This is a genomic window from Mycolicibacter virginiensis (assembly GCF_022374935.2).
Classification (GTDB): domain Bacteria; phylum Actinomycetota; class Actinomycetes; order Mycobacteriales; family Mycobacteriaceae; genus Mycobacterium; species Mycobacterium virginiense.
Window position 1 is genome coordinate 2,275,222 of record NZ_CP092430.2, and the last position, 23,725, is coordinate 2,298,946.

The window sequence follows — 23,725 nt, forward strand, 5'->3', positions numbered from 1 at the left end:
ATCGATGAGGAGGGACTCGAATGTCGTTTGTGAATGCGCAGCCCGAAGCGCTGTCAGCTGCCGCTGCGAACTTGAGCGGTATCGGTTCGGCGTTGAACGCGCAGAACGCTGCCGCGGCCGCCCCGACCACCGGCGTGGTCCCGGCCGCTGCCGACGAGGTCTCGGCACTGACCGCGGCGCAGTTCGCTGCGCACGCGACGATGTACCAGCAGGTCAGCGCGCAGGCCGCGGCGATCCACGAGATGTTCGTCGCCACGCTCAACAGCAGTGCGACCTCCTATGCCGCCACCGAGGCGGCCAACGCTGCTGCGGCGGGCTGATCAGGAGCCAACCGCATACCGGCTACGGGCTGATGGAAGGGGAACCATTCATTCGTTCAAAGCCGGTCGTCGGTTACCGACGTAACCGGCGGCAATAACCCGTCAACTACGAATATCAATCAGAAACAACGAACTTCAGAGAAGGAGACAGAGCAGTGGCAACACGTTTTATGACTGATCCGGACGCGATGCGTTCGATGGCGGGCCGTTTTGATGTGCACGCGCAGACGGTGGAGGACGAGGCTCGTCGGATGTGGGCGTCGTCGACCAACATCTCTGGTGCTGGTTGGGGTGGTCTGGCGGAGCGGACTTCGATGGACACCATGGGTCAGATGCAGACGGCGTTTCGCAACATCGTGAACATGCTGCACGGTGTGCGTGATGGTCTGATTCGCGACGCTAACCACTACGAGCAGCAGGAAGCTGCTTCTCAGCAGATCCTGTCGAGCTAGAAGGAGAACCACGAACATGTCGATTAACTACCAGTTCGGTGATGTGGATGCGCACGGTGCGTTGATTCGTGCTCAGGCGGCGTCGTTGGAGGCTGAGCACCAGGCGATCGTGCACGATGTGCTGGCTGCCGGTGATTTCTGGGGTGGTGCGGGTTCGGTGGCGTGCCAGGAGTTTGTGGCGCAGTTGGGTCGCAACTTCGCGGTGATTTACGAGCAGGCCAACAGCCACGGTCAGAAGGTGCAGTCGGCCGGTAACAACATGGCCAACACCGACGCGTCCGTCGGCTCCAGCTGGGCCTGATCGCCCGCAATTTCGCAGCGCGGCAGCACACCCGATCCATGGGTGTGCTGCCGCGTGCTGCAATTGGCGGGTGGTGCCGAGCGGTCACGCCCTCTCGCGTGGTCCAATAGCCAGGTACTCCACTAGCCAAATCCAGCGAACAACCCGGTAGAGGAGGGTAGTGATGGACCCGAGCACTCGCACCGACATCACCGTCAACGTCGAGGGTTTCTGGATGCTGCAGGCACTGCTGGACATCCGCCATGTTGCTCCCGAGTTGCGGTGTCGTCCTTACGTTTCCACCGACTCAAGCGACTGGTTGTCGGAACACCCCGGCATGGCGGTGATGCGCGAACAGGGCATCGTCGTCGACGACGAGGTCAACGAGACCGTCGCGGCACGGATGCGGGTGCTTGCCGCGCCCGACCTCGAGGTGGTCGCGCTGCTGTCGCTGGGCAAACTGCGCTACGGCGTCATCGACGCCGAGGACCAGGAGCCCGGCACCCGCGACATCCCCGACAACGAGTTCCGGGTGCTGTTGGCGCGGCGCGGTGAGCACTGGGTTTCGGCGGTACGCGTCGGCACCGACATCACCGTCGACGACGTCTCAGTGACCGACGCCGCCTCGATCGCCGCGCTGGTGATCGACGGAATGGAATCCATCCACCACGCCGACCCGGCCCAGATCACTGCGGTCAACGTGCCGATGGAGGAGATGCTGGAGGCCACCCAGAGCTGGCAGGACTCGGGTTTCAATATTTTCACCGGGGGAGACCTGCGCCGGATGGGCATCAGTGCCGCCACCGTCGCGGCGCTGGGGCAGGCGCTTTCAGAGCCGGCAGCCGAAGCCGCGGTCTATGCGCGGCAATACCGCGACGACGCGAAGGGGCCCAGCGCCTCGGTGCTGTCGCTCAAAGACGGGTCAGGCGGCCGGATCGCGCTGTACCAGCAGGCGCGCACCGCAGGCTCGGGCGAAGCATGGCTGGCGATCTGCCCGGCCACTCCGCAGCTGGTTCAGGTGGGCGTCAAGACCGTCTTGGACACCCTGCCCTACGGCGCTTGGAAAACACATCGGAGGGTGTAGCGGTCTGCTCGGTAGATTTGGGCGCCGAATGCCAAGTGTCGCAACGGAAAACTGCGGGTAAACGCAATCGTGCGAATTGCATGAAGTGCCTTTAGAATTGGACTGACTTTAAAAATGACAAATTGCGAGGCGGCACCTATGGGTTCTATGCGGTCAGTATTCGTCGGTCGGGTGATGCAATCATGACCGCGGCGATCGAGTCGGGCCAGGCGGGCGGCGAACTCGCGCCGTCTGCCCCGCGGGCCGTGGTGGTCGGGGTCATGGCGGGCGACGGCGTCCAGATCGGCACGCTGCTCGACGCCGACGCGCCGGTGTCGGTGATGCTGGACCCGCTGCTGAAGGTGATCAACGGCCGGCTCGCCGAACTCGAAGAACCCACTCTGCAAGCCGAGGGCCGCGGTCGCTGGGTGCTGTGCCTGGTCGACGGCACGGCGCTGCGGCCGAACCAGTCGCTGACCGAGCAGGACGTCTACGACGGCGACCGGCTGTGGCTGCGCTTCATCGAAGACCGGGAGCGGCGTTCGCCGGTCATTGAGCACATCTCCACCGCGGTCTCGGTCAACCTGGCGAAGCGATTCGCTCCGGTCGACGCGGCGACGGCGGTGCGGGTCGGGGTGTCGACCCTGTCGCTGGGTGTGCTGCTGGCCACCGGATTGCTCGCGGCCTGGCGGGTCCAGCACGACAGCTGGCTGACGGCCGGCTTCGGCGCGGGGCTGGCCTTCTTGGTGTTGATCGCCGCCGCCCTGATCCTGATGCAGGCCCGCAACGCGTCCGACCGGCAGGTCGGTGACATTCTGCTGGCCACCGGCCTGGTTCCGCTGGTGGTGGCGGCCGCAGCGGCGGTGCCCGGTGAGGTGGGCGCCGCGCATGCCGCGCTGGGCTTCGGCGTCGCCGGCATCGCTGCACTGGCCGTCATCCGGCTCACCGGACGGCAGTTGGCCGCCTACTCGGCCGTCGCCGCGATCAGCGTGGCGGTGATGTTCGCCGGGGTGCTGCGGATGCTGTTCCTGACCGGCGCGGTGACCCTCATGACGTGCGTGTACCTGGTCTGTGTGCTGGCCTACCAATGGACACCGTCGCTGTCGCGCTGGCTGGCCGGCCTGCGGCTGCCGGTGTTCCCGTCGGCCACCAGCCGCTGGGTCTTCGAGGCCCGCCCCGACCTGCCCACCACGGTGGTGAGCACGCCCGGCGCCCCGCCGTCGTTGGAGGGGCCGGAGTCGGTCCGCGAAGTGGTGCTGCGCGCCGAGCGGGCGCGGTCGTTCATGACCGGGCTGCTGTCCGGGTTGGGCGTGCTGATCGCGGTGTGCATGACCGGGCTGTGCGACCCCCACTCGGACCGACCGTGGCTGCCGGTGCTGCTGGCCGCCCTGACCGCCGGGTTCCTGGTGCTGCGGGGCCGTTCCTTCCGCGACCGCTTGCAGGCGGTCACGGTGACGCTGACCGGACTGGTGATCATCGCCGCTGTGGTGGTGCGCTTCGCGGTGGTGCTGTGGACGCCGACCACCCTGGTGGTCGGCGTAGCGGTGCTGGTGCTGGTGCCGATGTTCGGGCTGCTGTCGGCGGTGATCGTGCCCAACACCATCTACAGCCCGTTGTTCCGCAAGTTCGTCGAGTGGATCGAATACCTCTGCCTGATGCCGTTGTTCCCGCTGGCACTGTGGTTGATGAATACCTATGAAGCGATCCGGTACCGGTAGGGGCGTGCGTCGGCTGCAGCGCACCGCGGCCGCCGGCGCCGCGATGATCATGATCGCCAGCGGCTCGCTGGCCGGAATGCCGGCCGTCGGCGCCATCGAGCCGCCCGGGATCGACCCGGCGGCGCTGCCGCCGGACGGCACGCCCGGACCACCGCAGACCATGCGGCAGACCGCGTACTGCACTGAGGTAGGTGTGCTGCCGAACTCCGATTTCCGCGTGCAGCCCGCCTACATGGACATGCTCAACCTGCAGGAGGCCTGGAAGTTCGGTCGCGGGGGAGGCGTCACCGTCGCCGTCATCGACACCGGCGTGACCCCGCACCCGCGGCTGCCGAACCTGATCCCCGGCGGTGACTACGTGATGGCCGGCGGCGACGGCCTGTCGGACTGTGACGCGCACGGGACCTTGGTGGCCTCGCTGATCGCCGCGATGCCGGACAACGGGGTGGCCCCGTTGCCACCGCCCCGTCAGACGCGTAGGCCGCCGTCGGTTCCCACCAACGAGCCGCCGCCACCGACCCCGTCGCCGGCGACGACGATCCTGGTGATGCCGCCGCCACCAGCGCCGCCGCCACCGCCCGTCGAGGGGGAGGAACCGGCTCCGGGTCTGGGCCCAGCACCCGCCCCCGCGCCGGCACCTGCTCCTGCTCCGGCACCCGCTCCTGCTCCGGGACCCGCGCCCGGGCCGGCCCCGGGACCCGGCGCGGCAGCGTCGTCGGCGCACACTCCCGGTGGCGCCAGCGCAGGAACGGTGCGATCGGCCAGCTTCTCTGGACAGGCCAAGACCGCGCCGGTCGACTTCCGCGCCCCGAGCTCACCGCCGCCGGGTGGAGCGCCCGACGCATTCAGTGGCGTCGCGCCCGACGTGCAGCTGATCGCAATCCGGCAGTACAGCGCGGCCTTCGGGCCCAAGGAGCCGTTCGCGGACGGACGCGACCCGCAGCTGCGGGAGAAGACCGACGGCATCCGCACCATGGCACGCGCGATCGTGCACGCTGCCAACATGGGTGCGCAGGTCATCAACATCTCCTCCGCCATCTGCATGAACGTGCGCACGCTCATCGACCAGGCCGATCTGGGTGCGGCGGTGCGCTACGCCGCGGTGGAGAAGAACGCGGTGATCGTGGCCGCTGCCGGTGACGCCAGTTGGCGGGACTGCAAGCAGAACCCCGTCTACAACGCGATGCGCCCCGATGACCCGCGCGACTGGAACGGCGTCAACACCGTGGTGACCCCGGCCTGGTACGACGAGTATGTGCTGACCGTCGGCGCGGTCGACTCGGCGGGCGCGCCGATGGCCAAGTCGAGTGTGGCCGGCCCGTGGGTGTCGATCGCCGCGCCCGGTACCGACATTGAGGGGCTCTCGCCGCGCGATGACGGGTTGATGAACGCCGTCGACGGCCCGGAGAACTCGCTGCTGGTCCCGTCCGGCACCAGCTTCTCCACGGCGATCGTCTCCGGCGTGGTGGCACTGGTGCGGGCCAAATACCCGGAACTGTCGGCGCATCAGGTGATCAACCGGCTGATCCGCACCGCTCGGCCACCGGCGCGTGGGGTCGACAATGTGGTCGGTTACGGGATAGTCGACCCGGTCGCGGCACTGACCTGGGATGTTCCCGACGCTCCGGCCCAGCCGCCGGAGCGGCTCTCGGCACCGCTGCAGGTGCCGCCGATGCCGCCCGAACGAGACATGACGCCGGCCTGGGTCGCCGGAGCCGGGTTGTTGGCGGCCCTCGCGGCGGCCGGTGTGGCACTGGGAGTGGCAGCACTGCGACGATCGTCAAGGAACCGATGAAGGCACAGCACGCACTAGGTCTGAACCTGTCTTGGATGCGGGTCACCGTCGTCTTTCTGATCGATGTGGGGATCCTGGTCCTCGCCGGTCGCTGGCCCGGTGACCCGAAGGCCGCGGACTACGCGTGGTGGTCGGGTGTCGCCGTCGCCGTGTTGGTCGCGCTCCTCGCGCTGCTCACTTACCGTCGGGTGCCGATCAGCACGATGTGGGCGGCCTGGGTGGCCGATCAGTTCACCGACCCCGAAGCGGCACTACACCGCGGCCGTGGCACCACAATCGATCACCACCGGCGCTTTGGGCGGGAGTCAATCGGGGTCCGCGAACACGAAGGCCGGCTGGTGACGGTCATCGCTGTGGGCGGGCGGGCCACGTCGGCGACCGGCCGGCACGGCCGCGCCGCGGAGGCGACGCTGCCGGTGGAGCGCCTGGCCGCCGGGCTGCGCCAGTTCGACGTACGGCTGGACAGCATCGATGTCGTCTCGGTAGGAACCCGCAAGGATCCCCGCCCCGCCGACGACCCCGACGTCGAAGAGAACCCGTCGATGCCCGACCGCCGCCACACCTGGGTGGTGCTGCGGATGGACCCGCAACGCAACGTCAACGCGGTCGCCACCCGCGACTCGCTAGCCGCTACCTTGGCCGCTGCCACCGAGCGGCTGGCCGAGGAGATCGACGGGCGCCAGCTCAGCGCCCAGGTGCTGCACGCCGACGAGTTCGACGCCGTCGACGAGGCGGTACTCGCGGGCCTGGAGGCCACCCAGCTGCGGCACCGGCTGTTCCGTGAACGACCAGCCGGCCAGATCACCAGCTACTGGGTGTCGCCGAACGACATCAACCCGGAGAACCTCGAACACCTTTGGTACCCGGAGAGCGAAGCAACGGTGGTGACGGTGCGGCTGACCCGCGGTGGCGGCCGAACCACCGAGGTGTCGGTGCTGGCGAGGTACCACACTGCCGACAAACCCAGCCGAAACGTCCGGTCCGCGCTGAACCGGTTCGTGGGCCGACGCCAGCTGGAAGCGGTCTGCGCCAGCCTGCCGGCGCCGACCGCCCACCGGCGGATGTCGGTGCCGGGGCGCGACCTGCACGACGGCGAGCAGCTGCCGGTGTCGGTCGACGTGATCGAGGAGTACACACCTGCGGCGGCTGGGGCGCGCGGGTGACCGGTCCGTCGACAACCGACGCCCGCAACGCCATGGTTGCGGGAATGCTGGCCTCCGGGATCTCGGTCAACGGGCTGCAGCCCAGCCATAATCCGCAGGTCGCGCTGCAGATGTTCACCACCGCCAGCTCGATCGACCCGAGCATGTGCGATGCCTGGCTGGCCCGGGTGCTGGCCGGAGACTCCGACATCGAGGTGCTGGCGAACGCCTGGTCGACGGTGCGCACGTTCGGCTGGGAGACCCGCCGGCTCGGCCTGTCCGACCTGGAATTCCGTCCCGAGGTCTCCGACGGGATGTTCCTGCGGCTGCTGATCACCAGTGTGGAATCGCTGGCCGCCGCCTACGCCGCTGCGCTGGCCGAAGCCAAACGCTACGAAGAGGCGGCGAAGCTGCTCGACGGCATCGAGCCGCGGAACCCCTTCGAGACCGAGTTGGTCAGCTACGTCCGCGGTCTGTTGTATTTCCGGACCGGCCGCTGGCCGGACGTGCTCAAGCAGTTCCCGGCGTCGGCTCCCTGGCGTCAACCCGAACTCAAGGCGGCGGCCGCGGCGATGGCCACCACCGCGCTGGCTTCGCTGGGGGTCTTCGAAGAAGCGACGCGGCGCGCGCAGGAGGCCATCGAGGGCGACCGGGTGCCCGGCGCCGCCAACGTCGCGCTCTACACCCAAGGCATGTGTCTGCGGCATCTCGGCCGCGAGGACGAGGCCGCCGAGCTGCTGCGCCGGGTCTATTCGCGGGACTCGAAATTCACACCCGCCCGCGAGGCCCTGGACAATCCCGACTATCGGCTGGTGCTGACCGACCCCGAGACCATCGAGGCCCGCACCGATCCATGGGACCCGGACAGCGCACCCACGCGGGAGCAGGCCGAAGCCCATCGGCACGCCGAGGAAGCCGCGCGCTACCTGGCCGAGGGCGACGCGGAGCTGGCCGCCATGCTCGGCATGGAGCAGGCCAAGCGCGAGATCAAGCTGATCAAGGCGACCACCAAGGTGAACCTTGCGCGCGCCAAGATGGGCCTGCCGGTTCCGGTGACGTCGCGGCACACCCTGTTGCTCGGTCCGCCCGGCACCGGCAAGACGTCGGTGGCGCGGGCATTCACCAAGCAGCTGTGTGGCTTGACCGTGCTGCGCAAACCGCTGGTGGTGGAGACCAACCGCTCCAAGCTGCTGGGCCGCTACATGGCCGATGCCGAGAAGAACACCGAAGAGTTGCTCGAAGGCGCACTCGGTGGTGCGGTGTTCTTCGACGAGATGCACACCCTGCATGAACGCGGCTACAGCCAGGGCGACGCGTACGGCAACGCGATCATCAACACGCTGCTGCTCTACATGGAGAACCACCGTGACGAGCTGGTGGTGTTCGGCGCCGGCTATGCCAACGCCATGGAGAAGATGCTCGAGGTGAACCAGGGCCTGCGGCGCCGGTTCTCGACGGTGATCGAGTTCTACAGCTACACCCCGCCGGAATTGCTGGAACTGACCAAGATGATGGGGGCGGAGAACGAGGACGTGGTCAGCGACGAGGCGGTCGAGGGGCTGCTGCCGTCGTATGAGAAGTTCTACGCCGACGAGAACTACTCCGAAGACGGTGACCTGATCCGCGGTATCGATGTGCTGGGTAACGCCGGATTCGTCCGCAACGTCGTGGAGAAGGCGCGCGACCACCGCAGTTTCCGTCTCGATGATTCTGAATTGGACGCGGTGCTCTCCGGCGATGTCACCGATTTCAGCGAGGAATGGCTGCACAAGTTCAAAGAACTGACCCGCGAGGACCTCGCCGAAGGGCTCAGCGCGGCGGTTGCCGAGAAGAAAACATCCTGACTTTACAGCCGCCCGACAGTCGATTCACAGCGTAAGGACCGCCTGTCTGGGTTGACGCTCACTGGTACCGATGCCACCATTGCGCAGGTAAGGGGGCCGGTGCTTTTGCCCGGTCCTGTTGGTCTCTGTCGGTGTCAGGAGGTGAGGACGAGAGTTGTGTCCCGGCGATAATGCCCGCCCGGAATCGGCGACTGTTTGGTCCCGATCCGGCTCCGGCACCGTTTCTGTTATTTGAACCGCGTTGCGTTGAACACGCTCCGATACGACGTCGTCCCGGGGCCACTGTTCGGCGTAGCGTCGTGAAAGTCGGTCTTTAGCGGCCGGCAATCTTGGAGGAGAGCCCCATGACTTTTGTGAACACCCAACCGGAGGCGCTGACGGCGGCTGCGGGCAACCTGGCCGCCATCGGGTCGGCGCTCAGTGCTCAGAACGCCGCGGCGGCAACGCCGACCACGGGTGTCGTTCCGGCCGCTGCTGATGAGGTCTCGGCGCTGACTGCTGCGCAGTTCGCCGCGCACGCCAGCATGTACCAGGCCATCAGCGCCCAGGCGGAGGCTATCCACCAGGCGTTCGTGGCCACCTTGAACACCAGTGCCAACACCTACGCGGCGACCGAGGCGGCTAACGCCGCATCGGCCGGATAGTTCCAAATACCCCTTAGTTTCAACAACTTTCGCAGAATCGAGGAGAGAACCATGGCAACACGTTTTATGACTGATCCGGACGCGATGCGTTCGATGGCGGGCCGTTTTGATGTGCACGCGCAGACGGTGGAGGACGAGGCTCGCCGGATGTGGGCGTCGTCGACCAACATCTCTGGTGCTGGTTGGGGTGGTCTGGCGGAGCGGACTTCGATGGACACCATGGGTCAGATGCAGACGGCGTTTCGCAACATCGTGAACATGCTGCACGGTGTGCGTGATGGTCTGATTCGCGACGCTAACCACTACGAGCAGCAGGAAGCTGCTTCTCAGCAGATCCTGTCGAGCTAGAAGGAGAACCACGACCATGTCGATTAACTACCAGTTCGGTGATGTGGATGCGCACGGTGCGTTGATTCGTGCTCAGGCTGCGTCGTTGGAGGCCGAGCACCAGGCGATCGTGCACGATGTGCTGGCTGCCGGTGATTTCTGGGGTGGTGCGGGTTCGGTGGCGTGCCAGGAGTTTGTGGCGCAGTTGGGTCGCAACTTCGCGGTGATCTACGAGCAGGCCAACAGCCACGGTCAGAAGGTGCAGTCGGCCGGCAACAACATGGCCAACACCGACGCCTCGGTCGGCTCCAGCTGGGCGTGATCGCCCGGAGCGCGCTGGGGCGCTAGCAGATCTTCACCCCAGCAACGCGGAAAACCGCCCGACGGTCGACTGACCAAAGGCGACTGGCATGGATTTCGGAGCGCTACCGCCCGAAATCAACTCGGGCCGGATATATTCCGGCCCGAGTGCCGGTCCCCTTGCTAGCTGCTGCCGCCGCCTGGCATGACCTGGCCGGTGAGTTGACAACCGCTGCGTCGTCATACGCCACCGCGGGCGAGGGGGCTGGGTTCGGTTCCGGGGCTTCGGCATTGGCAGGTTCGGCGTCGTCTGTGCCGCCCCCAGCGACCGGATCCGAACCGCTATCGGCCCCGGTTGGGCGCGGGGGCCACGGTCGGCAGGATCAGCGTTCCGCCCACTTGGGTGACCAGCGCGCCGGTGGCCGAAGATTCCCACCGGCGGTGTTCGTAGATATGAGCCTGGCAGGGCGGGCGTTGACGGGCGCCGCGCCGCGGAGCCGGCCCGCTGCGGCCATGAATGGCCATTGCGCAGAACCGTCTGGAACGCCTGGTCACCGAATTGGCCGGCACCACCGAGGTGCAGCACTGCCACGTCGATCCCGACCGGCTCGACAGCCTCCTCGAAGGACTTGCCGAGCAGCCCGGCGTGCATGCCGTTCACGTCAACCAGGGCGGCTAGCACCGCACCGGACCGGCTCGCCAACCTGGTTGATACCTGTGCGACTTCTGGCCGAAGGCAAGCGGTTTCGTGTCCGGCACACACTCGTGGACGACAGCCCGCACGCGCCGCGCCGCGTCCGATTGACCCTGCCAGCGCACTGGTGCAGTATTGTTAAGCAAGCACCTCGTTAGGTGAGGCGTCTGCACGGATATAGGCCACTGACCCCGAACGTCGAAAGACGCCCCGGGTCAGGACAGCTCCTCCCGGATTAAGGGTTGAGCCCAAGTGGCTTCCGGGTTTGCACGTTTGTGCAGGCCAGGACACGCCGTGCAGTGCCGAAGCTCTGACGAGAGGGGTGCGGATCTCGGTTGTCGCCGGGTTACTTCACCTCGTCGTGCATAAGTGCAGGCACCCGCGCGTGCCCAGGCCGAGAGGAGGTGAGAGCGACATTGAGTCCGAGTGATAGTTCCTATCCGAGATCGATGTTCGTCTCCTTCGATCTCGGTACTGCTTTCACCATCTGATTCGCACCGGCGCTGAACTCGTCGACTGGCGTACCCTCCCGCAGCGGAAGGCGCCAGGCTTCGTCATGCCCTGAAATCGATTGGTAGCTCGGCTATTTCGTCGAGCCTGCGATCGACTTGGCGTGAGCTGCTCCGGCATGTCGCCATGACCGCTGTCCCGATTTCTCCTGCCGTCCGGATAACGGCTGCAACACATATCGGGCGCCGACCCTGCCTGCACAGCACCCCAGGACCAGCCATTTATGGCCCAAAAACCATCAAAAAGGAGCACTGCCATGGACTTCGGAGCATTTCCGCCGGAAATCAACTCAGCACGTATCTACACCGGCCCCGGTTCGGGACCGATGATGGCCGCTGCGGCGGCCTGGGACAAGATGGCCGCCGAACTCAGCTCGGCCGAAGCCGCCTACCAGGGCGTCATCAACGGCCTCGTGAGCGAAGGCTGGATGGGGCCGGCCTCCAACGCGATGGCCGCCGCGGCGACCCCCTACGCGGTGTGGATGGGCGTCACCGCCGCCCAGGTAGAGCAGGCCGCCATGCAGGCCAAGGCGGCGGCCGCGGCGTTCGACGCGGCATACGCGATGACGGTCGCACCGCCGCTGATCGTCGCCAACCGGTCCCAGCTCGCAGCTCTCGTGGCGACCAATTTCCTCGGTCAGAACGCTGCGGCGATCGCGGCCACCGAGGCCCAGTACGGCCAGATGTGGGCCCAGGACGCCGCTGCCATGTACGGGTACGCGGCGTCGTCCGCAGCGGCCACCAAGGTCACGCCGTTCACCGCACCGCATGAGGTCGCCGACCCGACGGCGCAGGGTACGCAGCAGGCGGCGGTCTCCCAGGCCGCCGGTACGGCCGCCACTTCCAATGCGCAATCCGCAGTGTCCCAGGCGCTTACGAACACACCGAACACTCTGCAGAGCCTTGCTTCGCCGCTGCAGGGAGCGGCTGAGGCCGGCGGCGGCGTCGTCGAACCGCCGATCAGCACCGGCGACCTGGCGAACGGGGTGACCAACCTGATGAGCAGCTCGTTCAGCCCGATGGGCGCGGCGGCGATCTCCAGCTTCGCTGCCGACATGGCGGTGGTGCGTGGTGCTGCCATCGCCGCCGGCGACCCGCTGGGTTTGGGTGCCATCGACCCGTTCACGCCGATGCTCGGCGGGCTGGGCGCTGGATTGGGCAACGGAATGCACGGCTTGGGTGGTCTGGGTACCGCCTCAGCCAGCATGGGCCACGCCGCGTCGGTCGGTGCGCTGTCGGTGCCGCAGTCGTGGGCTGCTGCCGTTCCGGCCACCGCCGCTCCGGGCACCTCGGTCGCGGCCACCGGCTGGACGGTCGCCGCGCACGCACCGGAGGCCGGCGCGGCCGGCATGCCCGGGGTGCCGCTGGCGGGCGCCGGTCAGGGCCGCAACTACGGTTTCGCCGCCCCGCGGTACGGCTTCAAGCCCACCGTGATGGCTCGGCCGGTGGTCGCCGGCTAGGCATGTGTCATCGTTGAAGTCATGCAGACGCTGAGCGTCGCCGAGTTCACGTTGCGACTGGCTGTCGGGCTGGGCTGCGGTGCACTGATCGGGCTGGAAAGACAGTGGCGTGCGCGCATGGCGGGACTGCGGACCAACGCGCTCGTCGCCGCCGGTGCCACGCTGTTCGTGCTGTACGCCGTCGCCGTGGAACCCAACTCCACCCGCGTCGCGTCGTACGTGGTGTCGGGGGTGGGCTTCCTCGGCGGTGGAGTGATTCTGCGCGAGGGGTTCAACGTCCGCGGTCTCAACACCGCGGCCACCCTGTGGTGCTCAGCGGCCGTGGGCGTGCTGGCGGCGGCCGGCGACCTGGCGTTCGCACTGATCGGGACGGGCGCGATCGTCGCCACTCATCTACTGCTGCGGCCGCTGGGGCGGCTCATCGACCGTGATCAGCACGTGGAGGAGGACGAACCGCAGTCGCCGTATGAGGTGCAGGTGATCTGCCGGCCGAAGTCCGAGAAATACCTACGCGCCCAGATCGTGCAGCACACCGCCAGCAACGACCTGATACTGCGGGGGATTCACACCGTTCGCGCCGGCGAGGACAACATCGCGCTCACCGCGTCGATGCTGTCAGACAGTCGGGCGCCCGACCGGCTTGAGCGACTGGTGGGCGAGTTGTCGCTGCAGCCAGGCGTCTACGCGGTCCAGTGGCACGCCGAGGATCAGTCGACACTGTCCTCGGACTGATCGGCCTAGGCTGATGTTTCGGAGGTAGGAGACGGTGGATGCGATCGCGGGTGTGTGGTCGGCGTTGCCCGGGCCGATGCGCGACCCGGTTATCTTCGCCGTGCCTTTTTTCCTGCTGCTGCTGAGCCTGGAATGGTTCGCCGCACGCAGACTCCAACAGTTGGAATCAGAGCGCGCGCCCGTCGGTGCGTATCGCACCGAGGATGCCTGGGCGAGCATCTCGATGGGCCTGGTGTCCATGGCCACCACCGCCGCGTGGAAGTTCATCGCGCTGCTCGGCTACGCGGCGATCTACACCTATGTGGCGCCGTGGCATCTGTCGCCCACGCGCTGGTACACCTGGGTGATCGCACTCGTCGGTGTGGACCTGCTCTATTACACCTACCACCGCATCGCGCATCGGATCCGGTTGATCTGGGCGACTCACCAGGCGCACCACTCCAGCCGCTACTTCAACTTCGCCACCGCGCTGCGCCAGAAGTGGAACAACAGCGGCGAGATCGTGATGTGGATTCCTTTGCCGCTGTTGGGTGTTCCGCCGTGGATGGTGTTCGCCAGCTTCTCGGTGAGCCTCGTCTACCAGTTCTGGGTGCACACCGAACGGATCGACAAGCTGCCTCGGGCAGTCGAGTTCATCTTCAACACACCGTCGCATCACCGGGTGCACCACGGCATGGACCCGGAGTACCTGGACCGCAACTACGGCGGGATCCTCATCATCTGGGACCGGATGTTCGGCAGCTTCGCGCCGGAGCGGTTTCGCCCGCATTACGGGCTGACCAAACCGGTCGACACCTTCAACATCGTGACCCTGCAGTTCCACGAGTACGCCTCGATCATCGCCGATGTGCGGAGCGCGACTCGGTGGCGTGACCGGTTGGGTTACATCTTCGGGCCGCCCGGCTGGCAACCCGTCGCGCCGGCAGTGGCCGTCGCCCAGCAGCCGAGATTGCCCTGACGTAATGCGGGGCACACCGGCGGGTGTTCGCCTAGGCTGACTAACGTCGCATCCGAGCGACAACGCCCGGCGAATCAAGTCGCGGCGTGCCGATGAGAAGGGGACAACGTGGCACAGAGCTTGGGAGACACCCTCACTGCAGGTAAGAAGCTCGTCAAAGGCGAGTCGCTGACCTCCAACAACGGGGCTTACACCCTGACGCTGCAGGAGGACGGCAACCTGGTTTTGGCGGCGCGGGGCAAAGCTATCTGGGCGTCGGGCACCAACGGCAACGACGTGGTGCGCGCCGAGGTGCAGGCGGACGGAAACTTCGTGCTGTACACCGCCGACAAGCCGATTTGGCACACCGACACCAAGGGCAAGAAGGACGTCAAGCTGGTTCTGCAGGACGACCGCAACCTGGTGCTCTACGCCGCCGACGGCGCGGCCTGGTCCACTAAGACCGAGACCGACGCTCCGCCGCCGGAGGAGCCCAAGGCCGAAGAGGCTCCGGCTCCGGCTCCGGTGGAGGAGGCCGCACCCGCGGCACGCACCTACACCGTGGTCGCCGGCGACACCCTGTTCGCCATCGCCGAGCGGTTCTACGGTGACGGCAACAAGTACCCGCAGATCGCGGAGGCCAGCGGTATCGCCAACCCTGACCTGATCCACCCCGGTCAGGAGCTGACGATCCCCTGATCGCCGAGCAACGCCGCTGCGGCGGCCCGGATCCCTTGGGGCCGGGCCGCCGCGCTGCGCCATGGTGGCTTGGTCCGGCCGGACCGAAACCGGCCCTCAACGATAGGAGTCGACGGTTGCGCAGGCTCGTTGCGCGGGTGCTGGCGGTGCTGCTGGGGATCGGTGCGACAGTTACTGGGCCGACGGTCTTTCCGGCCCGAGCCGATCGAGTGCTGGTGTTCCCGGGGATGGAGATTCGCCAGGACACCCATGTCTGCACTCTCGGCTACGTCGACCCGGTGATGCGGATTGCCTTCACCGCCGGCCATTGCCGGGGGAGCGGCACCGTCACCGACCGCGGCGGGGCCGTCATCGGCAGGTTGGCGACGTTTCGCGACAACACTCCTAATGGTTCGACCGTCAACACCGACCAGGTGATCGCCGACTACGAGTCGATCGTGCTGGCCGATGATGTCGACGCAAACGATGTCCTACCGGGGGGTCTGCAGCTGCAGGCCGGCCCGGACATCGAGCTGAAACCCGGTGATCCGGTCTGCCACTTCGGCATCGTCACCGGCGAAACGTGCGGCACCGTCGAACGGGTAAACAACGGGTGGTTCACCATGACACGCAGCGTTCGCAGTCAACAGGGTGACTCCGGCGGCCCGGTGTACGCGCCGGGCGGCTCCGGCCCGGCCCGAATCGTCGGGCTGTTCAACAGTGTCTGGGGCGAGTTCCCCGCCGCGGTTTCGTGGCCGGCGATCTCCCAGCAGGTCCGCGAAGACGTCGGCGTTCCGTCCCCGCTGTCGTGACCCCGCCGCCTCGTCCACCCATCCAGATCGCCTGGGTCACAGGCGATCTCGATGCCACCGAGTCCGCGCTGACTGCATTGCTCGGCGTGCGCAAATGGATCCGTATGGCCGGGGTGCACTTTGCGCCGGACACGTGCAGCTACCTGGGCGAGCCGGCTGATTTCGTCGCCGACATCGCGCTGAGCTACGTCGGTGACATGCAGTTGGAGCTGATCGCACCGGTGCGCGGGCGCAGCCTCTACGACGACTTCCTGCGTGACCACGGGCCGGGCCTGCACCATGTCTGCATCGAGGCCGAGGACCCCGAAAACTTCGACGTTATGCTGAACGACACCGCCGAGCAGGGCGCCCAGGTGGTTGCCCGGGGCGTGATGCCCGGCGGCATGCAATTCGCGTACGTCTCAGCTCCGGAAGCCGGCATCCCCTACCTGGAGATCGCCTACATCCCAGCCGAGATCCGAGCGGTCTTCGACTACATCAAACAGGAGCAGCGGTAACCACCGCATCGGCGCCGATGACCAGCGCCGGCGAAAAAGAGGAGTGGCGGCAATGAGCACCCAGATCCCGGACACCACCAGTGCCGAAGCGGTTTCGGAGTGGTCCGACGAGTTCGACGTCGTGGTGATCGGCTTCGGCATCGGTGGCGGCTGCGCGGCCGTCACTGCGGCGGCAGCCGGGGCCCGGGTCCTGGTGCTGGAGCGCGCCGCCGAGGCGGGCGGCACCACCGCCATGGCGGGCGGCCACTTCTATCTCGGCGGCGGCACCGCGGTCCAGGAGGCGACCGGGCATGCCGACACCGCAGACGAGATGTACAAGTACCTCGTCGCGGTGTCGCGCGAACCCGAGCACGACAAGATCCGGGCCTACTGCGACGGCAGTGTCGAGCACTTCAACTGGCTGGAGGATCTCGGTATTGCTTTCGAGCGCAGTTACTACCCGGAGAAGGCGGTGATCCAGCCCAACACCGAGGGGCTGATGTTCACCGGCAACGAGAAGGTGTGGCCGTTCCTGAACGAGGCCGTTCCGGCGCCGCGCGGGCACAAGGTTCCGGTGCCCGGTGACACCCAGGGCGCCAAGATGGCAATCGACCTGCTGCTCAAGCGGGCCGACCACCTCGGGGTGACGATCCGCTATGAAACCGGAGCCACCGGGCTGGTCACCGACGCCTCCGGCACAGTCGTGGGTGTCTCGTGGAAGCATTTCACCGAAAGCGGTGTGATCAAAGCAAAGTCGGTGGTGATTGCCGCCGGTGGCTTCGTGATGAACCCGGAGATGGTCGCCCAGTACACGCCGAAGTTGGCCGAGAAGCCATTCGTGCTGGGCAACACCTACGACGACGGACTGGGCATCCGGATGGGGATGTCGGCGGGCGGCGCCACCAAACACATGGACCAGATATTCATCACCGCGCCGGTCTACCCGCCCTCGATCCTGCTGACCGGCATCATCGTCAACAAGGAGGGCAAGCGCTTTGTCGCCGAGGACTCCTACCACTCACGCACGTCGGGATTCGTCATGGACCAACCCGACAGCGCGGCCTTCCTGATCGTCGACGAGGCCCACATGCGCAAGCCGCAGGTGCCCTTGGTCCCGCTGATCGACGGATGGGAGACCGTGCCGGAAATGGAAGCCGCACTGGGTATTCCGGAAGGAAACCTGGTGGCGACCCTGGACCGTTACAACACGTATGCGGCGCAGGGACAGGACCCGGACTTCCACAAGCAGCCGCCGTTCCTGGCTCCGCAGGACAATGGCCCGTGGGGCGCGTTCGACCTGTCGCTGGGCAAGGCGATCTACGCCGGCTTCACGATCGGCGGGTTGGCGACGTCAGTGGACGGCGAAGTGTTGCGCAGTGACGGCCAGCCGATACCGGGCCTGTATGCCGCCGGGGCCTGTGCGGCCAACATCGCCCAGGACGGCAAGGGCTACGCCAGCGGGACGCAGTTGGGCGAGGGCTCGTTCTTCGGCCGTCGGGCCGGGGCGCACGCGGCAACTCGCTAGCGGCTAGACCGGGGACAGGTCCCAGCGGCCCTGGCCGAGCAGCTCCAGCACGTGCTTGTGGTGCTGGCGCACCGTGTGCCGGTGGCTCACGCTGACCAGGATGGTGTCGGGCAGCTCGGAGCGCAGCAACCGATACAGCGTCAACTCCAGGCCTTCGTCGAGGGCCGACGTCGACTCGTCGAGGAACGCAGCCTTGGGCCGGGTCAACAGGATTCGGGCGAACGCCACCCGCTGCTGCTCACCGGGCGAGAGCACCTTGGCCCAATCCTCGACATCGTCGAGCCGGTCGACCAGGTTCGGCAGTGACACCTTAACCAACGCCTCGGTGATCTCGGCATCGGTGACCTCGCCGACCGACAGTGGGTAGGACACCACCGCTCGCAGATCACCCAGCGGGATGTAGGGCAGCTGCGAGATGAACATCGTGGCGTTGACCGCATCGGGGCGGCGCAGGGTTCCCGACGCATATGGCCACAACTGGGCCAGGCTGCGCAGCAGTGTCGTCTTGCCGCTGCCCGACGGTCCGGCGATCATCAGTGCGTCGCCGATGCCCAGGTGCACGTCGAGCGCCTCGATCAGCGGGACGCCCTCGGGATTGCGCACCTCGACACCCTCGAGGGCTACCGTGCCGTCCGGGCTGGGCTTGACCAGCAGCTCGGGAAGGTCCCGAGCCTCACGGTTGGCTTCCACCAGGCCGTGCAGACGAATGATCGAGGCACGGTAGCCGGCGAAGTTGTCGTAGGCATTGCGGAAGAATGACAGGGAGTCCGAGATGTTGCCGAACGCCGACGCGGTCTGCGCCACCCCGCCGAACATGATCTGTCCGGAGAACAGCCGCGGCGCCTGAATCACCCAGGGCAGCGGCACGATCGCCTGACTCACCGACAGGTTCCAGCCGGAGAACCCGATGGTCCGGTTCACGAACTTCAGATAGTTGGCGATGATCGCGCGGAACCGCGTCCGCAGCTGGACCCGCTCGGCCAGTTCGCCCCGGTAGAACGCCACCGACTCGGCGGCGTCGCGCACCCGCACCAGCGCATAGCGGAAGGCGGCATTGGTGAGCTCGTTACGGAAGCTCAACCGGATCAACGGACGGCCGATCCAGAACGCCACGATGGTCGCGATGGCCACGTAGACCAGGACGATCAAGAACATCGCCCGCGGAATGTCGAACCCGAACACGGTCAGCGTGCCCGACAGGTTCCACAGGATGGCGGTGAACGACACCACCGTGACCATGGACTGCACGGCGCCGAACAACAGCGTGCTGCCGGTGCCGTTGGCCGGGGCGTTGACGTTGGCGCCGTTGCCCGCGGTGAAGATGTCGATGTCCTGTTGAATACGCTGGTCGGGGTTGTCGATCGCGCCTTCGATGGCTTCGCCGACGGCGGGGTCGAGCGGTGTCTTGACGAAGTGCGCCCGGTAGTAGGCCCGCCCGTCCAACCAGTCACCGGTCAGTCGCTCGGTGAGCCAGCTGCGCCAATTCACCATGAAGTGCTGGGTCAGGTAGATATCAAGCATGACGCGCATCACATGCATTACCGCCATCAGGCTGAAGATGCCGATGGACATCCAGAATCCATGTACGCCCGAGGCTTTGATGGCTTCGTCGCCCCCGGCGGCGCCCTGGAAGGCGGTCTGCAGCGACGAATACATGTCGTTGCCCTGGAAACTGAACAACACGTTGAGCCGGACCGCGGTGATCACCGACAGCAACAGCACACCCAGCATCACCCAGACGCGGACGCTGTCACGCCCGGTGAAGTAGGCGCCGCTGATCTCCCAGAACTGGCGTCCCCACCGGGTGCTGAACCGCAGCAGGGCCGCCACGGCCAGCACGCCGACGGCGCTGATGGTCCAGGCCAGTGCGATCCACACCAGAGAATCGGGCAGTGCATGCGCCCAGTCGATGGACGGCTTGAACACCTTCGAGTCCACTGCCACATCTCCTTCACCGCCGAATCGACGTGCCGGCCGGTAGATCAAAAATCCCGTGCGAAACCTACCGCGTAGCGCGGCGCGGCGTCGGATGAGCACCGCCGAAGCAGCCCGGTACCGTTGTGCTGTGGCTAACACCTCCAAGACTGTCTCCGGAACGCGAACCAAGTCGGGTCGGCTCAGCGGGAAATTCTGGAAACTGCTGGGCGCCAGCACCGAGAAGAACCAGAGTCGTTCGATGGCCGAGGTCACCGCGGCCGGCGAGTACGCCAAGAAGGCCGCTGGGCTCGACGACGAGCAGCTGCGCAAAGCCGCGCAACTGCTGAAACTCAAGGAACTGGCCGACGCCTCGGACATCCCGCAGTTCTTGGCGATCGCCCGCGAGGCCGCCGAGCGCAGCATCGGGCAGCGTCCGTTCGATGTTCAGCTGCAGGGCGCGCTGCGGATGCTGGCCGGGGATGTGGTCGAGATGGCCACCGGTGAAGGCAAGACGCTCTCCGGTGCGATCGCCGCCGCCGGATACGCCATCGGTGGCCGGCACGTGCACGTGGTCACCATCAACGACTACCTCGCGCGTCGTGACGCCGAATGGATGGGCCCCCTGCTCGAGGCCCTAGGGGTCACCGTCGGGTGGATCACCGAGGACTCCACGGCGGCCGAGCGCCGCGCGGCTTACAAGTGCGATGTCACCTACGCATCGATCAACGAGATCGGCTTCGACGTGCTGCGAGACCAGCTGGTCACCGATGTCGACGATCTGGTCTCGCCCAACCCCGATGTGGCGCTGATCGACGAGGCCGACTCGGTGTTGGTCGACGAGGCGCTGGTCCCGTTGGTGCTGGCCGGCACCACCCACCGGGAGACGCCCCGGATGGAGATCGTGGAGCTGGTCGGACGGCTCAAGCCCGGGGTGGACTACGACTCCGACGAGGACCGGCGCAACATCCACCTCACCGAGGTGGGCGCGAACAAGGTCGAGAAGGCGCTCGGTGGCATCGACCTGTACTCCGAGGAGCACGTGGTCTCGACGCTGACCGAGGTCAACGTCGCCCTGCACGCCCACGTGCTGTTGCAACGCGACGTGCACTACATCGTCCGCGACGGCAAAGTGCAGTTGATCAACGCCTCGCGCGGCCGGATCGCCGCCCTGCAGCGCTGGCCGGACGGCCTGCAGGCCGCGGTGGAGGCCAAGGAGGGCATCGAGACGACCGAGACCGGCGAGGTGCTCGACACCATCACGGTGCAGGCGCTGGTCAATCGGTATCCGACCGTGTGCGGTATGACCGGTACGGCGCTGGCGGCCGGCGAGCAGTTGCGGCAGTTCTATCAGTTGGGGGTCTCGCCGATCCCGCCGAATATGCCCAACATTCGCGAAGACGAGGCGGACCGGGTCTACATCACCGCCGCGGCCAAGAACGACGCCATCGTCGCCCACATCGTCGAGGTGCACGCCACCGGGCAACCCGTGCTGGTCGGCACCCACGACGTCGCCGAGTCCGAGGAACTGCACGAGCGGCTGCGCAAGCGCGGTGTCCCGGCGGTGGTCCTCAACGCCAAGAACGACGCCGAAGAGGCCACGGTGATCGCCGAGGCCGGCAAGCTCGGGGTGGTGACGGTGTCCACCCAGATGGCCGGTCGCGGCACCGACATCCGCCTGGGCGGATCCGAAGAGTCCGACCACGACGCGATCGTCGAGCTGGGCGGGCTGCACGTGATCGGCACCGGCCGCCAGCACACGCAGCGCCTCGACAACCAGTTGCGGGGCCGGGCCGGCCGTCAGGGCGACCCGGGATCGTCGGTGTTCTTCTCCAGCTGGGAAGACGATGTCGCCGCGACCAACCTGGAAGCCAACAAGCTGCCCACCGAGACCGATGACGACGGCCGGATCCTGAGCCCCAAGGCCTCCGGTCTGCTCGACCACGCGCAGCGCATCGCCGAGGGCAAGCTGCTGGACATCCACGCCAACACCTGGCGGTACAACCAGCTGATCGCCCAGCAGCGCACCATCATTGTGGAGCGGCGCAACACGCTGTTGTCCACCCCGGCGGCTCGCGAGGAGCTGGCCGAGCTCACCCCGAAGCGCTACGCGGAATTGAAGGAGCAGCTGGGGCAGAACGGGGAGGACGGTGAAGCCAAACTGGAGAAGATCTGCCGGCTGATCATGCTCTACCACCTGGACCGCGGTTGGGCCGACCACCTCGCCTACTTGGCCGACATCCGGGAGAGCATCCACCTGCGTGCCCTGGGCCGGCAGAACCCGCTTGACGAGTTCCACCGGTTGGCGCTCGACGCGTTCGCCTCACTGGCCGCCGATGCCATCGAGGCGTCCCAGCAGACCCTGGAGACCTCGGATTCGATCGAGTCCGAGCCGGGTATCGACCTGTCGAAGCTGGCCCGGCCCACTTCGACGTGGACCTACATGGTTCGCGACAACCCGCTGAGCGACGACAGCATGGACGCGCTGAGCCTGCCCGGGATCTTCCGCTAGGAGGTCGGTATGGCTGCCGGGTCTGGCACCGAGCAAGTCCAAGACCGGGTGCTCACGGTGCCCAACGTGATCAGCCTGGCCCGTCTCGGGCTGATCGGCGTCTTTCTCTACCTCCTGCTGGTCGCGCGGGCGGACGGACCGGCGGTGGCGACGCTGATGCTCAGCGGCGCCTCGGACTGGGCCGACGGCAAATTGGCTCGGCTGTTGAATCAGTCCTCGGCGCTGGGCGCCCTGCTCGATCCGGCGATCGATCGGCTGTACATGATCGCCATTCCGGTCGCGTTCGGGGTGCGCGGACTGGTGCCCTGGGCGATCATCGCAACGCTGCTGGCCCGAGACCTGCTGCTGGCCGCCACGCTGCCGGCGCTGCGGAGTCGGGGGTTGACCGCGCTGCCGGTGACCTATATCGGCAAGGCGGGCACGTTCGCGCTGATGTCAGCGTTTCCGCTGATCCTGTTGGGACAGTGGGATCAGCTGTGGAGCCGGGTGGTGCTCTCGGCCGGATGGGGTTTCCTGATCTGGGGCCTGGGTATGTACCTGTGGGCGTTCGTGCTGTACCTGATCCACGTGAGACTGGTGGTCCGCACCATGCCGAAGGTTGCCGGTGGCTGAGCCGTTCTTCGCGCTGAGCGGATACGACTCCCAGGGGGCGGGCGCCCATCAGGCCGGCCGGCCACAGAGATTCGCGGTGCCGTCTCTGCTGCGCTCCCTGCTGTCCGAACATCTCGACCCCGGCTATGCCGCCGCTGCGGCCAGGCGGGCACGCCGCACCGCGCCCCCGGCGGCCACCGCCCGCGCCGCGGGGTGGGCATGGGAGGCGGTGGCTGCGTTGCTGGTGGCGACGGTGTTCGCCGTCGCGGTGGCGCAGGCACGGTCGGTGGCCCCCGGGGTGCACGACGCCCAGCAGGTGCTGGCGACCAATGTCCGAGCCGCCGAAGCTGTCACCGGCCGGCTGGCCGACAAACGTGACACCTACTCCAACCGTGTCGACGAGTTGCGCCGGCACCGGCTGGCCGACGACGCTCAGGGGCAGCGGGTGCTGGCCGGCCTGGATGCGCTCAGCCTGGAGGCTGCCAGCACGCGGGTGAGCGGTCCGGGGGTGACCGTCACCGTCACAGACCCCGGAGCCGGGCGAAATCTCTCCGACGCCTCCAAACAGCGGGTGTCGGGCAGCCAGCAGATCATTTTGGACCGCGACCTGCAGCTGGTCGTCAACTCACTGTGGGCCAGCGGCGCCGAGGCGATCGCCGTCGGCGACGTGCGCATCGGCCCGAATGTCACGATCCGGCAGGCCGGTGGAGCGATCCTGGTCGACAACAAGCCGATCAGCAGTCCCTATGCGCTGCAAGCCATCGGACCGCCGGGCGGACTGCGCGACGCCTTCGACCGCAGCCCGGGGCTGTACCGGCTACGGCTGTTGGAGGCCTCTTACGGGGTGGTGGTGCGTGTTGACGGCCGCAACTCGGCCGACATCACCCTGCCGGCCGGATCGGTACGAGATGTCCGGTTTGCCAAACAGATAGGGGCATCGTGACGCAAGCTTGCGCTGCGGGCCGCGGCTTGGCCGCCGTGGCCGGCACGGGTCGGGTTC

The 23,725-nt window shown here is 67.0% G+C and carries 24 protein-coding genes, 1 pseudogene and 1 riboswitch; of the genes and pseudogenes, 24 read left to right on the forward strand and 1 reads right to left on the reverse strand.

The window, feature by feature from the left end; all coding sequences use genetic code 11:
- Nucleotides 1-20: 20 nt before the first annotated feature.
- From MJO54_RS10930 to MJO54_RS11030, 21 genes and pseudogenes are all read left to right on the forward strand, one after another.
- Nucleotides 21-320 (forward strand): PE family protein, encoded by a 300-nt coding sequence (locus MJO54_RS10930; protein WP_046283697.1) that lies wholly within the window; start codon nt 21-23, stop codon nt 318-320.
- A 155-nt stretch (nt 321-475) separates the two neighbouring features.
- Nucleotides 476-772 carry a WXG100 family type VII secretion target gene (locus MJO54_RS10935; RefSeq protein WP_047317297.1) on the forward strand — a complete coding sequence of 99 codons (297 nt, stop codon included), beginning with the start codon at nt 476-478 and terminating at the stop codon, nt 770-772.
- A 16-nt stretch (nt 773-788) separates the two neighbouring features.
- Nucleotides 789-1,073 carry a WXG100 family type VII secretion target gene (locus MJO54_RS10940; RefSeq protein WP_047317298.1) on the forward strand — a complete coding sequence of 95 codons (285 nt, stop codon included), beginning with the start codon at nt 789-791 and terminating at the stop codon, nt 1,071-1,073.
- 163 nt (nt 1,074-1,236) lie between these two features.
- Nucleotides 1,237-2,136, forward strand: coding sequence for an ESX secretion-associated protein EspG (locus MJO54_RS10945; RefSeq protein ID WP_046286646.1), 900 nt, complete (start codon nt 1,237-1,239; stop codon nt 2,134-2,136).
- Between the two features lie 182 nt (nt 2,137-2,318).
- Nucleotides 2,319-3,833, forward strand: a complete 1,515-nt coding sequence (gene eccD / locus MJO54_RS10950) for a type VII secretion integral membrane protein EccD (protein WP_240175913.1) — start codon at nt 2,319-2,321, stop codon at nt 3,831-3,833.
- On the forward strand, nt 3,811-5,628 hold the full coding sequence (locus MJO54_RS10955; RefSeq protein ID WP_064890162.1) for a S8 family serine peptidase: 1,818 nt from the start codon (nt 3,811-3,813) through the stop codon (nt 5,626-5,628). The genes eccD and MJO54_RS10955 overlap by 23 nt, the downstream gene beginning before the upstream one ends.
- Nucleotides 5,625-6,791, forward strand: a complete 1,167-nt coding sequence (gene eccE / locus MJO54_RS10960) for a type VII secretion protein EccE (RefSeq protein ID WP_046286643.1) — start codon at nt 5,625-5,627, stop codon at nt 6,789-6,791. The genes MJO54_RS10955 and eccE overlap by 4 nt, the downstream gene beginning before the upstream one ends.
- Nucleotides 6,792-6,823: 32 nt before the next feature.
- Entirely contained in the window at nt 6,824-8,614 is a 1,791-nt protein-coding gene (gene eccA, locus MJO54_RS10965; RefSeq protein WP_105294895.1) for a type VII secretion AAA-ATPase EccA, read from the forward strand.
- A 344-nt stretch (nt 8,615-8,958) separates the two neighbouring features.
- Nucleotides 8,959-9,258: a PE family protein gene (locus MJO54_RS10970; RefSeq protein WP_046286641.1), complete on the forward strand. Its 300-nt coding sequence runs from the start codon at nt 8,959-8,961 to the stop codon at nt 9,256-9,258.
- 51 nt (nt 9,259-9,309) lie between these two features.
- Nucleotides 9,310-9,606 (forward strand): WXG100 family type VII secretion target, encoded by a 297-nt coding sequence (locus MJO54_RS10975; protein WP_047317297.1) that lies wholly within the window; start codon nt 9,310-9,312, stop codon nt 9,604-9,606.
- Nucleotides 9,607-9,622: 16 nt separating this feature from the next.
- Entirely contained in the window at nt 9,623-9,907 is a 285-nt protein-coding gene (locus MJO54_RS10980) for a WXG100 family type VII secretion target (protein ID WP_047317298.1), read from the forward strand.
- Between the two features lie 88 nt (nt 9,908-9,995).
- Nucleotides 9,996-10,132: pseudogene (locus MJO54_RS10985) on the forward strand (PPE domain-containing protein); the annotation flags it as partial.
- A 108-nt stretch (nt 10,133-10,240) separates the two neighbouring features.
- Nucleotides 10,241-10,336, forward strand: coding sequence for a PPE family protein, SVP subgroup (locus MJO54_RS10990; protein WP_233428719.1), 96 nt, complete (start codon nt 10,241-10,243; stop codon nt 10,334-10,336).
- Nucleotides 10,337-10,402: 66 nt separating this feature from the next.
- On the forward strand, nt 10,403-10,564 hold the full coding sequence (locus MJO54_RS10995; protein WP_234783259.1) for a hypothetical protein: 162 nt from the start codon (nt 10,403-10,405) through the stop codon (nt 10,562-10,564).
- A 158-nt stretch (nt 10,565-10,722) separates the two neighbouring features.
- Nucleotides 10,723-10,908, forward strand: a riboswitch (M-box (ykoK) riboswitch).
- Nucleotides 10,909-11,345: 437 nt separating this feature from the next.
- Nucleotides 11,346-12,548, forward strand: coding sequence for a PPE family protein (locus MJO54_RS11000; RefSeq protein ID WP_046285966.1), 1,203 nt, complete (start codon nt 11,346-11,348; stop codon nt 12,546-12,548).
- A 21-nt stretch (nt 12,549-12,569) separates the two neighbouring features.
- A complete protein-coding gene (locus MJO54_RS11005) occupies nt 12,570-13,280 on the forward strand; it encodes an MgtC/SapB family protein (RefSeq protein WP_046285965.1) in 711 nt (236 codons plus the stop codon).
- Nucleotides 13,281-13,314: 34 nt separating this feature from the next.
- Nucleotides 13,315-14,238 carry a sterol desaturase family protein gene (locus tag MJO54_RS11010; RefSeq protein ID WP_064887482.1) on the forward strand — a complete coding sequence of 308 codons (924 nt, stop codon included), beginning with the start codon at nt 13,315-13,317 and terminating at the stop codon, nt 14,236-14,238.
- 120 nt (nt 14,239-14,358) lie between these two features.
- Nucleotides 14,359-14,916, forward strand: a complete 558-nt coding sequence (locus tag MJO54_RS11015; protein ID WP_105294860.1) for a LysM peptidoglycan-binding domain-containing protein — start codon at nt 14,359-14,361, stop codon at nt 14,914-14,916.
- Between the two features lie 116 nt (nt 14,917-15,032).
- Nucleotides 15,033-15,707: an Rv1815 family serine proteinase gene (locus MJO54_RS11020; protein WP_105294843.1), complete on the forward strand. Its 675-nt coding sequence runs from the start codon at nt 15,033-15,035 to the stop codon at nt 15,705-15,707.
- The gene (locus MJO54_RS11025) at nt 15,704-16,204 is read left to right on the forward strand and encodes a VOC family protein (RefSeq protein ID WP_046285962.1); all 501 of its coding nucleotides are present in this window, start codon (nt 15,704-15,706) and stop codon (nt 16,202-16,204) included. The genes MJO54_RS11020 and MJO54_RS11025 overlap by 4 nt, the downstream gene beginning before the upstream one ends.
- Before the next feature lie 52 nt (nt 16,205-16,256).
- Nucleotides 16,257-17,708, forward strand: coding sequence for an FAD-binding protein (locus tag MJO54_RS11030; protein WP_046285961.1), 1,452 nt, complete (start codon nt 16,257-16,259; stop codon nt 17,706-17,708).
- Nucleotides 17,709-17,711: 3 nt separating this feature from the next.
- Here the strand turns inward: MJO54_RS11030 and MJO54_RS11035 are convergent, their stop codons facing one another.
- Entirely contained in the window at nt 17,712-19,646 is a 1,935-nt protein-coding gene (locus tag MJO54_RS11035; RefSeq protein ID WP_046285960.1) for an ABC transporter ATP-binding protein/permease, read from the reverse strand.
- A 91-nt stretch (nt 19,647-19,737) separates the two neighbouring features.
- Here MJO54_RS11035 and secA2 point away from each other — a divergent pair, with 91 nt between their 5' ends.
- Genes secA2 through MJO54_RS11050 form a run of 3 tightly spaced genes read left to right on the forward strand, consistent with a single transcriptional unit; the run spans nt 19,738 to nt 23,668 of the window.
- The gene (secA2, locus tag MJO54_RS11040) at nt 19,738-22,134 is read left to right on the forward strand and encodes an accessory Sec system translocase SecA2 (RefSeq protein WP_240175914.1); all 2,397 of its coding nucleotides are present in this window, start codon (nt 19,738-19,740) and stop codon (nt 22,132-22,134) included.
- Nucleotides 22,135-22,143: 9 nt separating this feature from the next.
- Entirely contained in the window at nt 22,144-22,746 is a 603-nt protein-coding gene (locus MJO54_RS11045) for a CDP-alcohol phosphatidyltransferase family protein (protein WP_064887474.1), read from the forward strand.
- Entirely contained in the window at nt 22,739-23,668 is a 930-nt protein-coding gene (locus tag MJO54_RS11050) for a DUF881 domain-containing protein (RefSeq protein ID WP_064887472.1), read from the forward strand. Before MJO54_RS11045 ends, MJO54_RS11050 begins: the two co-directional genes overlap by 8 nt.
- The last annotated feature ends 57 nt before the right edge of the window (nt 23,669-23,725 follow it).

Excerpts from the sequence above, each read along its gene's own strand:
- secA2 (WP_240175914.1), top strand. The coding sequence starts at position 19,738 with ATGAGCACCGCCGAAGCAGCCCGGTACCGTTGTGCTGTGGCTAACACC.
- MJO54_RS11005 (WP_046285965.1), top strand. The coding sequence starts at position 12,570 with ATGCAGACGCTGAGCGTCGCCGAGTTCACGTTGCGACTGGCTGTCGGG.
- eccD (WP_240175913.1), top strand. The coding sequence starts at position 2,319 with ATGACCGCGGCGATCGAGTCGGGCCAGGCGGGCGGCGAACTCGCGCCG.
- eccA (WP_105294895.1), top strand. The coding sequence starts at position 6,824 with ATGGTTGCGGGAATGCTGGCCTCCGGGATCTCGGTCAACGGGCTGCAG.
- MJO54_RS10930 (WP_046283697.1), top strand. The coding sequence starts at position 21 with ATGTCGTTTGTGAATGCGCAGCCCGAAGCGCTGTCAGCTGCCGCTGCG.
- MJO54_RS11030 (WP_046285961.1), top strand. The coding sequence starts at position 16,257 with ATGAGCACCCAGATCCCGGACACCACCAGTGCCGAAGCGGTTTCGGAG.
- MJO54_RS10945 (WP_046286646.1), top strand. The coding sequence starts at position 1,237 with ATGGACCCGAGCACTCGCACCGACATCACCGTCAACGTCGAGGGTTTC.
- MJO54_RS11000 (WP_046285966.1), top strand. The coding sequence starts at position 11,346 with ATGGACTTCGGAGCATTTCCGCCGGAAATCAACTCAGCACGTATCTAC.
- MJO54_RS11045 (WP_064887474.1), top strand. The coding sequence starts at position 22,144 with ATGGCTGCCGGGTCTGGCACCGAGCAAGTCCAAGACCGGGTGCTCACG.
- MJO54_RS10955 (WP_064890162.1), top strand. The coding sequence starts at position 3,811 with ATGAAGCGATCCGGTACCGGTAGGGGCGTGCGTCGGCTGCAGCGCACC.
- MJO54_RS10940 (WP_047317298.1), top strand. The coding sequence starts at position 789 with ATGTCGATTAACTACCAGTTCGGTGATGTGGATGCGCACGGTGCGTTG.
- MJO54_RS10980 (WP_047317298.1), top strand. The coding sequence starts at position 9,623 with ATGTCGATTAACTACCAGTTCGGTGATGTGGATGCGCACGGTGCGTTG.
- MJO54_RS10995 (WP_234783259.1), top strand. The coding sequence starts at position 10,403 with ATGGCCATTGCGCAGAACCGTCTGGAACGCCTGGTCACCGAATTGGCC.
- eccE (WP_046286643.1), top strand. The coding sequence starts at position 5,625 with ATGAAGGCACAGCACGCACTAGGTCTGAACCTGTCTTGGATGCGGGTC.
- MJO54_RS10970 (WP_046286641.1), top strand. The coding sequence starts at position 8,959 with ATGACTTTTGTGAACACCCAACCGGAGGCGCTGACGGCGGCTGCGGGC.
- MJO54_RS10975 (WP_047317297.1), top strand. The coding sequence starts at position 9,310 with ATGGCAACACGTTTTATGACTGATCCGGACGCGATGCGTTCGATGGCG.